The organism is Janthinobacterium sp. CG3, assembly GCF_000344615.1.
Taxonomy (GTDB): domain Bacteria; phylum Pseudomonadota; class Gammaproteobacteria; order Burkholderiales; family Burkholderiaceae_D; genus Janthinobacterium.
In genome coordinates, this window is record NZ_KB467824.1 from 133,608 (window position 1) to 146,469 (window position 12,862).

At 69.8% G+C, this 12,862-nt stretch carries 14 protein-coding genes; 7 read left to right on the top strand and 7 right to left on the bottom strand.

The genetic code is table 11. The features are described from left to right. Positions 1-143 precede the first annotated feature (143 nt). Entirely contained in the window at positions 144-1,061 is a 918-nt protein-coding gene (locus tag JANGC3_RS0100625) for a carbohydrate ABC transporter permease (RefSeq protein ID WP_017874539.1), read from the top strand. A gap of 12 nt (positions 1,062-1,073) precedes the next feature. Further along, positions 1,074-1,925, top strand: coding sequence for a carbohydrate ABC transporter permease (locus tag JANGC3_RS0100630; protein WP_026132366.1), 852 nt, complete (start codon positions 1,074-1,076; stop codon positions 1,923-1,925). A gap of 117 nt (positions 1,926-2,042) precedes the next feature. Here the strand turns inward: JANGC3_RS0100630 and JANGC3_RS0100635 are convergent, their stop codons facing one another. The 4 genes from JANGC3_RS0100635 to JANGC3_RS0100650 form a co-directional block, all read right to left on the bottom strand. Beyond that, entirely contained in the window at positions 2,043-2,477 is a 435-nt protein-coding gene (locus tag JANGC3_RS0100635; protein ID WP_017874541.1) for a DUF6691 family protein, read from the bottom strand. Between the two features lie 9 nt (positions 2,478-2,486). Continuing rightward, positions 2,487-2,921: a YeeE/YedE family protein gene (locus JANGC3_RS0100640; RefSeq protein ID WP_017874542.1), complete on the bottom strand. Its 435-nt coding sequence runs from the start codon at positions 2,919-2,921 to the stop codon at positions 2,487-2,489. 125 nt (positions 2,922-3,046) lie between these two features. Then, positions 3,047-3,955 (bottom strand): hypothetical protein, encoded by a 909-nt coding sequence (locus tag JANGC3_RS0100645; protein WP_051068193.1) that lies wholly within the window; start codon positions 3,953-3,955, stop codon positions 3,047-3,049. 204 nt (positions 3,956-4,159) lie between these two features. Beyond that, positions 4,160-5,071, bottom strand: coding sequence for a LysR family transcriptional regulator (locus JANGC3_RS0100650; protein WP_017874544.1), 912 nt, complete (start codon positions 5,069-5,071; stop codon positions 4,160-4,162). A 110-nt stretch (positions 5,072-5,181) separates the two neighbouring features. On the opposite strand from JANGC3_RS0100650, the gene JANGC3_RS27970 reads away from it, so the two are divergent. Continuing rightward, positions 5,182-6,354: an FAD-dependent monooxygenase gene (locus JANGC3_RS27970; protein ID WP_017874545.1), complete on the top strand. Its 1,173-nt coding sequence runs from the start codon at positions 5,182-5,184 to the stop codon at positions 6,352-6,354. A gap of 11 nt (positions 6,355-6,365) precedes the next feature. Here the strand turns inward: JANGC3_RS27970 and JANGC3_RS0100660 are convergent, their stop codons facing one another. Further along, positions 6,366-7,103, bottom strand: a complete 738-nt coding sequence (locus JANGC3_RS0100660) for a FadR/GntR family transcriptional regulator (RefSeq protein ID WP_035787508.1) — start codon at positions 7,101-7,103, stop codon at positions 6,366-6,368. A gap of 167 nt (positions 7,104-7,270) precedes the next feature. Here JANGC3_RS0100660 and JANGC3_RS0100665 point away from each other — a divergent pair, with 167 nt between their 5' ends. From JANGC3_RS0100665 to JANGC3_RS0100675, 3 genes are read left to right on the top strand one after another with little or no spacing between them, the layout of a single operon-like run. Further along, positions 7,271-8,068 carry a (Fe-S)-binding protein gene (locus tag JANGC3_RS0100665; RefSeq protein WP_017874547.1) on the top strand — a complete coding sequence of 266 codons (798 nt, stop codon included), beginning with the start codon at positions 7,271-7,273 and terminating at the stop codon, positions 8,066-8,068. Further along, the gene (locus JANGC3_RS0100670; protein WP_017874548.1) at positions 8,065-8,784 is read left to right on the top strand and encodes a LutC/YkgG family protein; all 720 of its coding nucleotides are present in this window, start codon (positions 8,065-8,067) and stop codon (positions 8,782-8,784) included. The genes JANGC3_RS0100665 and JANGC3_RS0100670 overlap by 4 nt, the downstream gene beginning before the upstream one ends. After that, on the top strand, positions 8,781-10,226 hold the full coding sequence (locus tag JANGC3_RS0100675; RefSeq protein WP_017874549.1) for a LutB/LldF family L-lactate oxidation iron-sulfur protein: 1,446 nt from the start codon (positions 8,781-8,783) through the stop codon (positions 10,224-10,226). Before JANGC3_RS0100670 ends, JANGC3_RS0100675 begins: the two co-directional genes overlap by 4 nt. A gap of 49 nt (positions 10,227-10,275) precedes the next feature. Here JANGC3_RS0100675 and JANGC3_RS0100680 read toward each other — a convergent pair whose 3' ends face one another. After that, the gene (locus JANGC3_RS0100680) at positions 10,276-10,803 is read right to left on the bottom strand and encodes an NADPH-dependent FMN reductase (RefSeq protein WP_035787987.1); all 528 of its coding nucleotides are present in this window, start codon (positions 10,801-10,803) and stop codon (positions 10,276-10,278) included. A gap of 102 nt (positions 10,804-10,905) precedes the next feature. Next, complete coding sequence (locus tag JANGC3_RS0100685; protein WP_017874551.1) at positions 10,906-11,823, bottom strand: LysR substrate-binding domain-containing protein; 918 nt, start codon at positions 11,821-11,823, stop codon at positions 10,906-10,908. Between the two features lie 191 nt (positions 11,824-12,014). Between JANGC3_RS0100685 and JANGC3_RS0100690 the strand changes: the two genes are divergently transcribed. Further along, positions 12,015-12,860: a CmcJ/NvfI family oxidoreductase gene (locus tag JANGC3_RS0100690; protein ID WP_017874552.1), complete on the top strand. Its 846-nt coding sequence runs from the start codon at positions 12,015-12,017 to the stop codon at positions 12,858-12,860. Positions 12,861-12,862: the final 2 nt, after the last annotated feature.

Here is a 12,862-nt window from a genome sequence, read left to right on the forward strand (position 1 = left end):
AGCGGGCCGGCGGCGCTAAAAATCAATCCAAGGCGCCGAGCCGGGGTCAGACCTTCGGGTCTGGCCCCGGGGCCACGCCCTTGGTTTCGATTCAACGTTCGCAGGGCGCCCGCCACACCGACAGCACCCCAGCAAGGTCCACGATGACATCAATCAGCTCAACCCAACAATCGGCGCCGGCCGCCGCGCGCCGCCCGCGGCGGCGCACCTCGATGGCGTTCAAGCGCCACCGCGCCGCCTTCTTCTTCCTCGCGCCGGCCTGCCTGATGGTCGGCCTGTACGTGGTGTATCCCATCCTCAGCACGCTATACCTGAGCTTCTTCAACTGGGACGGCCTGGCCGAGAAGACCTTCGTCGGCCTCGACAACTACGTCGAGCTGTTCCACGCCGCCACCTTCGGTGCCGCGCTCAAGAACAACGTGCTGTGGCTGGCGCTGTTCCTGCTGGCGCCGCCGGCCGGCCTGGCCGTGGCGCTCTACCTGAACCAGCAGGTCAAGGGCATCCGCCTGGTCAAGTCGCTGTTCTTCGCGCCCTTCGTGCTCTCCGGCGTGGTCGTCGGCCTGATCTTCAGCTGGTTCTACGACCCCACCTTCGGCCTGCTGGCGCTGCTGCTCGGCGAGGGCATCCCGGTGCTGGGCGACCCGCGCTACGTCAGCTACGGCATCATCTTCGCCGCGCTGTGGCCGCAGACCGCCTACTGCATGATTCTGTTCCTGACCGGCCTGACCTCGATCAACGCCGAGCAGGTCGAGGCGGCGCGCATGGAGGGCGCCAAGGGCTGGAGCATGCTGTATTACGTGATCCTGCCGCAGCTGCGCCCGAGCACCTTCATGGCCGTCGTCGTCACCATCATCGGCGCGCTGCGCAGCTTCGACCTGATCGCCGTGATGAGTGGCGGCGGGCCGTTTGAAAGCTCCACCGTGCTGGCCTACTACGCCTACGACCAGGCCATCAAATACTACCGCCAGGGCTATTCGGCCGCCGTCGCCGTGGTGCTGTTCGGGCTGATGCTGGTGTATATCGTCTACCACCTGCGCCGCATGCTGCGCACCGAAAAATAAGCGAGGACCACCATGTATCCCATGCCGATCGATAAATGGAAACCGCTCAGCCGCAGGCTCTACAAGCTGTCGCTGCCGCTGGCGCTGCTGGTCTGGCTGCTGCCGATGCTCGCCGTGATGGTGACGTCGGTGCGCTCCGCCGAGGAACTTGCACAGGGCAATTACTGGGGCTGGCCCGAGGATTTCTCGATGTGGGCCAACTACCGGGAGGCGCTGACCGCCTCGCCGATGCTGCACTATTTCTGGAACAGTGTACTGATCACGGTGCCCTCAGTGATCGGCGCGATCACGCTGGCGGCGATGGCCGGTTTCGCGCTGTCGACCTACCGCTTCCGCGGCAACACGCTGCTGTTCGCCACCTTCGTCGCCTGCAACTTCGTGCCGGTGCAGATACTGATGATCCCGGTGCGCAACCTGTCGCTGGACTTCGGCGTTTTCAACACCGTGCAGGGCCTGGTACTGTTCCACGTCGCCTTCCAGACCGGCTTTTGCACCCTGTTCCTGCGCAACTTCATCAAGCAACTGCCGTTCGAACTGATCGAAGCGGCGCGCATCGAGGGCGCCAGCGAGTGGACGCTTTTCTACAGCATCATCCTGCCGCTGATACGCCCGGCCCTGGCCGCGCTCGGCATTCTGGTGTTTACCTTCGTCTGGAACGACTACTTCTGGGCGCTGTGCCTGACCCAGGGCGACAGCGCGGCGCCGATCACGGTCGGCGTGGCCGGCTTGAAGGGGCAGTGGACCACCGCCTGGAACCTGGTGTCGGCCGGCTCGATCCTGGCGGCGCTGCCGTCGGTGACCATGTTCTTCCTGATGCAGAAGCACTTCGTCGCCGGCCTCACCTTCGGCGCCACCAAGGGCTGAAGCATGAGAGTTAGCGCGCCTTTCGTAGGTTGGCTTAGCCCGTAGGGCGCAACCCGACAACCTCGGCCCGGAGCAGCGCGGCTCGCCTCGGCCAACATTGCCGGATTACGCGTACCGCTAATCCGACCGACGGCGTTGGCGCTTGATCAGTTCGAACAGCTCGAACAGCGCCATCCCGGCCAGCATCGCGGCGACGAACAGCAGCGCCTTCGGCTGGCCCATGCCGAGGCCGACCAGGGCCGGGCCGGGGCAAAAGCCGGCGACGCCCCAGCCGGCGCCGAACAGCGTCGCGCCCAGCACCAGGCGCAGGTTGACGGCGCCGGCGCCGGGCAGGCGCATGGCGGCGCCGAGCAGGGACGTGGCGCGCCGCCGCGCCAGCGCAAAAGCGATCAGGGCGACGCCGACGGCGCCCCCCATCACCAGCATCAGCGACGGGTCCCAGGCGCCGGCCAGGTCGAGGAAGCCCAGCACCTTGGCCGGGTTGGCCATGCCGGAGACGATCAGGCCGAGGCCGAACACCAGGCCGGCCAGCAATGCGCTAACGATCAACATGGCGTCCCCTCAAAATGCCGGCAGGTGGCGCAGCGCGAACACCGTGGCGTAACCGGCGCACATGAAGGTGGCGGTGGCCACGGCCGAGCGCGACGACAGCCGCGCCAAGCCGCAGACGCCGTGGCCGCTGGTGCAACCGGCGCCGTAGCGGGTGCCGAGGCCGACCAGCAGGCCGGCGGCGAGCAGCGCGCCGGCGCCGGCGTCGATGCGCACCGCCGGCAGCGTGGCGAACAGCGCGTACAACGCCGGCGCGGCCAGCAGGCCGAGCAGGAAGGCGGCGCGCCAACCGGCGTCGCCGCGCACCGGCTTGAGCAGGCCGCCGAGGATGCCGCTGATACCGGCGACGCGGCCGTTGAACAGCACCAGCATGGCGGCGGCCACGCCGATCAGTGTGCCGCCGAGCAGGGCGGACCAGGGCGTGAAGGCATTCCAATCAATCGACATCGGGCTTCTCCATATGCGCCGGCGGACGCCTGCGGCAATCATTATATTTAATTATATAATGTCCGGCGGATTGCCCGAGGCGCCAGCTTTGCTTGCGGGTATGCCCGTTCGGCCGCTTCGGGGGTTTATTTGCCGCTGAACGGGTCGTACCACAGTTCGCGCCGCGCCAGCGGCGTCTGCGGCGGCAGGTTGGGGTTCGGCAGTTGCAGCACGCGCCGCCGCGGCAAGCCGGCGCGTTCGAGCATCGGCCCCTTGTAGCGGTAGAACAGGGCGTTGAGCGAACCGTCGCGCAGCATCGTTTCCAGGCCGGCCTCGATGCGCGCGCCCAGTTGCTTGCCGGCGGCGTCGCGGCGCACGAAGAAGTAGCGCGGCAGCGGGTAGTGCAGCAGCAGCGTGGGCTCGACCGCCAGGTCGGGCAGGCTGGCGCGGCGCTCGTCGTATTCGCGCAACGCCTCGTCGACGGCGCGCGAAAAGAAATCGAAGCGTCCCTCGCTGAGCATCGGGAACAGGCCGTCGTAGGTGCTGCCTTCGACCACCGGCACGCCGGCCGCGCGCAGGATGGCGATGTCGGCCCAGGCGCGGCCCTGGCCGGCGCGCAGCGTGCGCAACTGATCGAGCGTGCGCACGGCGGCAAAGCGCGGCAGGTCGGTGCTGCGTACCAGGAAGATGCGGTAGCCCAGCAGGCCGCGGTCGATCGGGATGCGAATCGGCAGGAACTGCTGTTCCAGTTCGATGGTGGTGGCGCGCGCGAGCAGGTTGATGCGCCCGTCCAACGCCATCAGCTCTTCGCTGGCGCGCGCCGGCGACATGCTGCCGGCCGCCTGGCGCAGCGTGAACGGGCCGAAGCGCGCGCGCGTCTTTTCCAGCACCGCGCGCAGCACCGCCCAGTCGTATTCGTAGCGGCTGTCGAGCGCCGCCGCCGCTTGCGGATAGACCACGTCGTCGTCGGCGGCGGCGCTGGCGGCCAGCAGCAGCGCCAGCGCCGCCAATAGCGGCCGGATCGGCGCCGCCCGTCGCGTCCTTGCTTGCGTCATTGTTGCCCCCGCTGTGAATAAAGTTGGGCCACCGGCGCCGGTGCCGCGCGCCGCCGTCCACCGGGCGGCATGCGCGCTCGGGCGCCGGCAGGTTCCGGTGTCCGGTGTCCGGGGTTGGGACGACGCTCACCCGACGGCGCTCCCAGAGTTTCCCATGCCGTCGGCGAAACGCCAAGCGCTTTGTCGGCGCCGCAGCGTCCGCGTTCAGCAGCGCCACTGGCGTAGCCGCAGCTGCATCAGATCGAGCAGGGCGCGGGTCTTGCCCGACAGGTGGCGCCGGCTCGGGTAGGCCGCCACCAGTTCCAGCGGCGCCGGGCGCAGCTCCAGGTCGAGCCGCACCAGCGCGCCGCGTTCGATCTCGGCGGCGCAACTGGCCTCGGCCAGCATGGCAAAGCCGACCCCGGCCAGCGCGGCGGCGCGCGCCATGTCGCCGCTGTCGACGCGGTAGCGCGCCCGCACCGCGACCGGGCGGGCGCGTCCGCCGGCGTCGACGAAGTGCCAGGGGGTGCCGTTCAGCGCCGCCAGCGTCGAGATGCAGGGTAGTTGTTGTAGTTGCCGCGTCGTGACCGGCACGCCACAGCGCGCCAGCAGCTGCGGCGCGGCCACCACGCAACTGGCCAGCGATAGCAGCGGCAGCTGGATCGCCGCGCTGTCGTCCGGCACGCCGCGGCGGAACAAGATCGAGACGTCGACGTCGTCGCGCACCACGTCGCGCCCGGCCATGCCGGTGTGGCATTCGATGTCGACGCGTGGGTGCGCGGCGCAGAACTCGGCGACCACGGGACCGAGCAGGCGCGCGCCGAATTCGGCCGGCAGGCACAGCTTGAGGGTGCCGCTGAAGGCGCCGTCGCTGTGGCGCAGCTCCCGCTCCAGCGCGGCCATGTCGTCCATCATCGGCCTGGCCCGTTGGTATAACTGGCGCCCGGTTTCGGTCAGGCGCAGCGCGCGCGTGTGGCGTTCGAGCAGGCGCGCCGAGAGGCTGTCCTCCAGTTGCGCCAGATGGCGGCTGACATTCGAGGTCGGCAGCGCCATCGCCCGCGCCGCGCCGGCGAAGCTGCCGGCGTCGACGATGGCGACGAAATAACGCAGATGGTTCAGATCGAGCTGGTCTTTCACGACTATCCCAAATATGCAATGAAGAATCCCGATTATGCCCGCTTATGCCGCCGCCGGCATGCGCGTAGCATGTGCCGTCGGGCGCTTGCTGCGCATATAAAGGAGTACGGATGGATATTCTCATTCTCGGGGCCGGCGTCGCCGGCGCGGCGGCGGCCATTGCCTTGCGCCAGCGCGGCCACGCGGTACGCGTGTTCGAACGCCGCGCCCTGGCCGGCGGCCTCGGCGCCGGGGTGGTGCTATGGCCGAACGCCAGTTTCGTGCTGTCGGAGCTGGGCTTGTTGTCGCAGGTGGCGGCGGCCGGCGGCACCCCGCCCGGCATGTGCCGCATGGACCAGTGCGGCCGATTGCTGATGCGCCTGGACATCGGCGGGTTGGACCGGGCGATGGGCTACGCCAGCCACGCCCTGCTGCGGCGCGACCTGCAGGCGATCTTGCTGGCGGAGATGGCGCGGCTCGGCGTCCAGCTCCACGACGGCGCCACCGCGGTCGCGCTGCGCGCCGTTGGCGACGGCACCGCCGCCGTGCGCTTCGACGACGGCCGTATCGAGCGCGCCGACCTGATCGTCGGCGCCGACGGCCGCATGGATTCGCTCGCCAGGCGCTACGTCCATTGCGCCGAGGTCGCCGCGCCGCGGTACCAGGGTTTCGTCAACTGGGTCGCCAGCGTGGAGGCGCCGGTCGACCTGGTCGACGACTTGTCCGTGCTCGACTTTTGGGGCGTTGGCGAGCGCTTCGGCATCGTGCCGGTCGGCCGGCGCAAGCTGTACTGGGCCGGCGCCCAAGCCGCCGCCGCGCCGGGCGCCTGCGGCGGCGGCGACTTCAAGGCGGCGTTGGCCGAGCAGTTCGCCGGCTGGCCGGAGCCGGTTGGCCGCGTCATCGCCCACACCGAGGCCGGGGCCATCCGCCGCATTCCGATCTACGACCTGGAGCCGGTCGCGCGCTGGCACCGCGACAACGTGCTATTGATCGGCGACGCGGCGCACGCCTCGCTGCCGACGTCGGGCCAGGGCGCCTGCCAGGCGTTGGAGGACGCCTGGCATCTGGCGCGCTGCCTGGAGCCGGGCGGCGATTTGTCGCTGGCGCTGGCCGGCTTCACCGCGCGCCGCGCCGACAAGACCGGCGCCATCACGCACGGCGGGCGGCAGTTGGCGCGCTCGCTGTTCCAGCTCGACCGCGCCGGCAGCCAGGCGCGCAACGCGCAGGCGCGCGCCGCCGACCCGGCCCAGGCCGTCGCCGCGATGGCGCAGGGCTGGGGCGCCGGCTTGGAGCTCGGCCTATAAATTGTGCTTATCTAAACTGGTCCAACCAATCCGCCTGAATCGTCTTCCAGCTGCACGCGGCTGCGCACGAAGTCGATATGGCTTTGCATCGCCGTGCGCGCCTCCTCCGGGCGCTGGCCGCAGATCGCCTCGCACACGGTGCGGTGCTGGCTGAGCAGGTGGGCCGAGGTGTCGGCGTCGGCCTCGCGCAAGCCGGTGCCGTTGATGGTGATGTGCTCGCGCAGCATGCCGATGACGCTGGTGTGCAGGTGCAGGAACATGGTGTTGTGCGATGCCAATGCGATGGCCTCGTGCAGCTTGGCGTCGGCGGCCGCTTCGCCGCTCTTGTCGTCGGCGCCCCTGGCGCGCTCCAGTTCCGCCATCAGCGCGGCGATGCGCGCGCGGTCGTCGGGGTCGGCGCGCTGCGCCGCGAAGTAAGCGGTCGCTCCCTCCAGCACCCGGCGAAATTCGAGGATGTCGTCGCGCAGGGCGGGGTGGTCGGCGACCAGTTGGCTCCACGGCGAGGCGATGCCGGTGCGCAGCTGGTCGGTGACGAATACGCCGGCGCCGCGGCGGCTGCGCACCAGGCCGCGCGCGGCCAGGCGCTGGGTTGCCTCGCGCACCGTGTTGCGCGACACGCCGTAACGTTGGGCCAGTGCGCGCTCGGCCGGCAGCCGCGCGCCGGCCGGCAGGCTGCCGTCCAACAGCGCGCTTTCCAGCTTGCGCATCACCGCCTCGACCCGCCCCCGCGCCTGCATCCCTGTCGCCATTGCCGTCCCCCTTGTTGTGCCGTTTCCATGCTGGTCCGACCAATTTGAGCTTGGCCGCGGAAGCTGGAATGATGGCGCATCTTACATTCAAAGCACAGCGCGACATACAAACGCTGGTGACAACGCGTCGACCCGCACACCGGACGGGTCGCATCTAGGAGCGAGCTATGCAACCACGGCAACAACGCCACTACCCCGAGCCGCCGCAACAGGTCTACCTGTTCGCCACCTGCCTGGTCGACCTGTTCCTGCCGCAGGCCGGGCTGGACGCGGTCCGCTTGCTGGAACGCGAAGGCGTGGCCGTGCATTTTCCGCGCGGCCAAAGCTGCTGCGGCCAGCCGGCCTACAGTAGCGGCAACCCGGAGCAGGCGCGCGCCGTCGCCAGTGCCCAGCTCGACCTGTTCGCCCAACCCTGGCCGGTGGTCGTGCCTTCCGGCTCCTGCGCCGGCATGGTGCGGCACCACTGGCCGCTGCTGTTCGAGCACGACCCGGTGGCCGGCCCGAAGGCGCGCGAATTGGCCGGGCGGGTCTATGAGCTGAGCGAATTCCTGGTGCGCGTGCTGAAGGTGGACTTCGCCAAGGCCGCGGGCGCCGCCGCGCTGGCGCCGGAAGCCGTGGTGCTGCACACCTCCTGCGCGGCGCGGCGCGAAATGGGCACGCGGGCGCACGGCGTCGAACTGCTCGACGCGCTGCCCGGCGTGCGCCGCATCGAGCACCAGCGCGAATCGGAGTGCTGCGGTTTCGGCGGCACCTTCTCGCTCAAGCATCCCGACATCTCCGGCGCGATGGTAGCCGACAAGATCGCCTCGGCCCGCGCCACCGGCGCCGAACGCCTGGTCTCGGCCGATTGCGGCTGCCTGCTTAACATCGGCCACGCCGCCGCCCGCCAGGGCGCGCCGCTGCCGGTCGAGCACCTGGCCAGTTTCCTGTGGCGGCGCAGCGGCGCCGCCGGGGAGGCGGCATGAGCGCGATGGGCTCGCGCGAGCGCATGCTGGGACGGCTGCGCGCCGCCAATCCGAGCGCGCCGGCGCCGGTCGAACAACTCGACGGGCGCATCGACGAGCATTACGACGGCCGCCGCGCGCGCGCCTCGAACGCGCAACTGGTGCGCGCGATGCAGGCCGCGTTGACCGCCTCGCACGCCGAAGTCTGGTGCGCCGAGGCGGCGGCGTGGCCGGCGCAACTGGCCGAAAAACTGGCCGCGCACGGCGTGCTGCGCCTGCTGCTGGACCCGGCCAGCGCCGAGGGCGCGGCGCTGGCGCGGGCGCTGCCGGCGGGCGTCGAGGCGCTGCCGTTCGCCCGTCCGCTGGAGCATTGGAAGGGCGAGTTGTTCGACAGCGTGGACGCCGGCTTCACGGTGGCGCGCTCCGGCATCGCCGCCACCGGCACCTTGGTGCTGGCGCCGGACCGCGGCTCGCCGCGCAGCGCCTCGCTAGTGCCGCCGCTGCACGTGGCGCTGGTGCACGCCGACACCCTGCACGCCGACCTGCACGCCGCCGCCCGCGCCGAGCGCTGGGCCGACGGCATGCCGAGCAACCTGGTGCTGGCGTCGGGGCCGTCGAAGACCTCCGACATCCAGCAAACCCTGGCCTACGGCGCGCACGGCCCGCGCTGGATGTGGGTGATTATCGTGGTGGCGCCGGCCGCACAGGCGGCCGCCGCGACGGGACCAGCGGCATGAGCGCCAACACCCTGCATTTCGTGCCGCCGGCCGACTTCCACGCGCGCGCCCGCGCCGCGCTGGACGACCCCAAGCTGCGCCAAAGCTTCCGCGGCGCCATGGACTTCCTGCAAAACAAGCGCAGCGCGCAATTCCCCGACGGCGACGAACTGGAGCAGTTGCGCGACCTGGGCGAGGCGGTGCGCCGGCACGCGCTGGCGCGCCTGCCCGAGCTGCTGGTGCAACTGGAGGATAAACTCAGCGCCGCCGGCGTGCGGGTGCACTGGGCCGAGGACGCGGCCCAGGCCAACGCCATCGTACACGGCATCGCCGAGGCGCACCGCGCCAGCCGTATCGTCAAGGGCAAGTCGATGGTCAGCGAGGAAATCGAGCTGAACCATTACCTGGCCGAGCGCGGCGTGCGCTGCATCGAGTCCGACATGGGCGAGTACATCGTCCAGCTGGCCGACGAAAAGCCGTCGCACATCGTCATGCCGGCGATCCACAAGACCCGCGGCGACATCGCCGCGCTGTTCGAGAAGCACATCCCCGACGCGCCCTACACGGAGGACGTCGACGCGCTGATCCAGACCGGCCGGCGGGCGCTGCGCCAGGCCTTCGCCGAGGCCGACATCGGCCTGTCCGGCGTCAACTTCGCGGCGGCCGACACCGGCACGCTGTGGCTGGTCGAGAACGAGGGCAACGGCCGCCTGACCACCACCGTGCCGGACGTGCACGTCGCCATCATGGGCATGGAAAAAGTGGTCGCTAAGCTGGCGCACATCGTGCCGCTGGCCAGCCTGCTGACCCGCTCGGCCACCGGCCAGGCCATCACCACCTACTTCAACCTGATCTCCGGGCCGCGCCGCGGCGACGAACTGGACGGCCCGCGCGAGCTGCACCTGGTCCTGCTGGACAACGGCCGCAGCCAGGCCTATGCCGACGAGCAATTGCGCACGACGTTGCAATGCATCCGCTGCGGCGCCTGCATGAACCACTGCCCGGTCTACACCCGCATCGGCGGCCACGCCTACGGCACCACCTATCCCGGGCCGATCGGCAAGATCATCTCGCCGCATCTGCTGGGCCTGGACGCGACGGCCGACCTGGCCACCGCGTCGAGCCTGTGCGGCGCCTGCGGCGAAGTGTGCCCGGTGCGCATCCCGATACCGCAACTGCTGATCCGCCTGCGCACCGAGGCCAACCGCAACCCGGACGAGCAGGTGGCCCATCCGCTGCGCGGCCAGGGCGCCAAGTTCAGCCGCAGCGAAAAGCTGATCTGGCGCTTCTGGAGCGGCGCCTTCGCCCACCCCGCCACCTACCGCCTGTTCCGTTGGGCGGCAACGCGGCTGCGCGCGCTGACGCCGACGCGCCAGCTGGGTTGGACCCAGCACCGCCAGCCGCTGAAGCCGGCCGCGCGCAGCCTGAGCGACCTGCTGCGCGAGCGCGGCCAAGCGGAATAACAATACGACATTCAATCCGCACGACGAAAATCCTTCGCCTAGCGCTGGTTTAAGGCTGTGAAGTGGCGTCCGCCTGCAGGCGGCGCAGTGCGGCCAGCAGCGCGGCGCGCATCTCGGGGTGCTCGGCGATGCCGTCCTCGCCGATGCCGGCGCCAATGAGCGGCAGCGTGATCGACGCCGCGTCGACTACGCGGGCCGACATGGTCAGCAGCGTTTCACGCAGCGCGGCGTGGGCCAGCGTGGCGCGCGGCGACGCGTTGAACAGTGCCAGCGGCTTGTTGATGAAGGATTCATTGCTGACCATCCAGTCGAGCGCGTTCTTCATCACGCCGCTTACGCCATGGGCGTATTCCGGGCTGGCGATGACCACGGCGTCCGCCGCCAGAATGGCCTGGCGCAGCGCGGCCACCGGGGCCGGGTCGCTGGCCTCGAGGTCGGGATTGAACAGCGGCAGCGCGCCGACGCCGGCAAACAGCTGCACGTGAATGTCGGCCGGCGCGATGCGGGCGAGCGCGCGCAGCAACGCGCTGTTCAGCGAGGCGGCCCGCAGGCTGCCGGATAGGGCGAGTATTTTCATCGTCGTGACCATTCTTCAATTGATATTAACAATACCAGAATGGGCGCGCGGTGTTTTGACTGCTGCACGGCACCCTGTCGTTCGCCGCGGCTGGGTGCCACGTCACATGCCGCTGGCGAATGAATGGCCGGCTTGTTCCAAGAGCCAGTCGCGTACCACGCCGGCGTGGCCGCTGACCGGGCTGTTGCGCTCTATCAGCCAGTAGCCGTAGTCGACCAGCGTGCTGGCGCGCGCGCTGGCCGGTGCCAGTTTGTGCTCCGCCAATAGCGGGCGCACCAGTTCCAGCCGGCCCAGCGCCACGCCTTGCCCGGCCAGGGCCGCTTGCACCACCTGGTCGTATTGGTTAAAGCGCAGCACACCCTTCGGCTTCACACTGCCGGCGCCGGCGCCGCGCAACCAGTCGCGCCATTGCAGCCAAGGCATTGAGACGTCGTCGAATTCAAGCAGCACATGCCTGCTCAACTGCGCCGGGTCTTCAATCGCCGACACGCCCAGCGACGGGTGGGCCACCGGCACCAGCGCCTCGCCGAACAGGCGCACCGCGTCCGGCGGGGCGTCGGATTGTCGGCAGTAGCGCAGCGCCAGGTCGATATTCTCACGTTCCAGGTCGACGAATCGGTTGCCGGCGGCGACGCGCACGTCGACCTCGGGCCAGGCGGCCTGGAAGGCACCCAGCCGGGGCAGCAGCCACAGGGCGGTGACGCCGACGCTGGCGCTGACCGTGACGGGTTGCTGCGCGCCGGACGGGCGCAGCGCCGCGACCACGTCGCCGAGCTGCTCCAGCCAGGCGTCGGCGCTGCGGAACAGGCGCCGGCCTTCGCTGGTGAACTCGATGCTGCGGTGGCCGCGCACGAACAAGCGGTGGCCGAGGAAGGCCTCCAGCGCCTGGATCCGCCGGCTCACCGCCGACTGGGTCAGGCACAGTTCGGCCGCCGCCAGCGTGATACTCATGCGCCGGCCAACGGCGACGAAGCTGCGCAGCAGGTCCAGCGGCGGCAGGTCGAGAAGGCGATTGGACATGGCGGTTCGGGGTATGGGCAGGGACCCCAGTGTAGCCGAAGTGGCGCGGCGCCAGCGCCGCGGGCGTCAAAATTATCCGACTTGACGCATTCGCTGCAGGCATGTGAAGTGCGCGTGGATATCGCTTGAGCGGGGTCGTGCAATGCGTTTCAATGGCGTTGTTGGCAGCCAAATGGAATCAGGGAGAAAACATGGATACGAAGACAAACGAGACGCGCCCGGGCGTGGTCACGGCGCAACTGGAGTATTTGCGGCCGACCGCGGCGCGTCCTTATAACTACATGTTCGCGCCGCCGGACGGTGCAGCGTGGCAGAACTGCGAATACCAGCGGCATTCGCTGCAGGTTGGCGACGCCCGCGGCGGCGGGGTCGAGCCGTCGCTTGACGGCGCCGGCTTCGCGCTGCTGCGCTCGCGCAGCGCGGTGCAGGACTTCTACGACAACGACGAAGTGGTGCGGACCTATTATCCCGAGGTAGCCGAGCTTGCCCTGGCCGCCAGCGGGGCCAGCCGCGCCTTCGTGTTCGACCATCTGGTGCGACAACGCCAGCCCGGCGCGCCGCAGGCGTTCGGCCGGCGCGACGGTGCGCGGCCCGGGGCGGCGGGGCGGGTCCATTGCGACTTCACGCCGGCGTCGGCGCAGCGCCGGCTGGCGCTGGCGCTGGACGGGGAGGAGCGGCCGCCGCGGCGCTACAGCATCGTTAACCTGTGGCGCACGCTGCGCCATCCGGTGCTGGACGCGCCGCTGGCGCTGTGCGACGCGCGCACCGTGGCGCCGGCCGACTTGGTGGCGAGCGATCTTTTCTACCCGTCGCGCCGGGGCGAGATCTTCCAGACGCTGCATAATGAACACCATCGCTGGTGGTACTTTCCGGCCATGACGTCCGACGAGACGCTGCTATTCAAACAGTTCGATTCGCAGGCGGAGCGCTTCGCCTGCTTCACCCCGCACGCGGCTTTCGCGCATCCGCACGCGCCGGCCGGCGCCCCGTTGCGCGAAAGCATAGAGATCCGTTGTCTGCTGGTGTTTGACTATTGAGG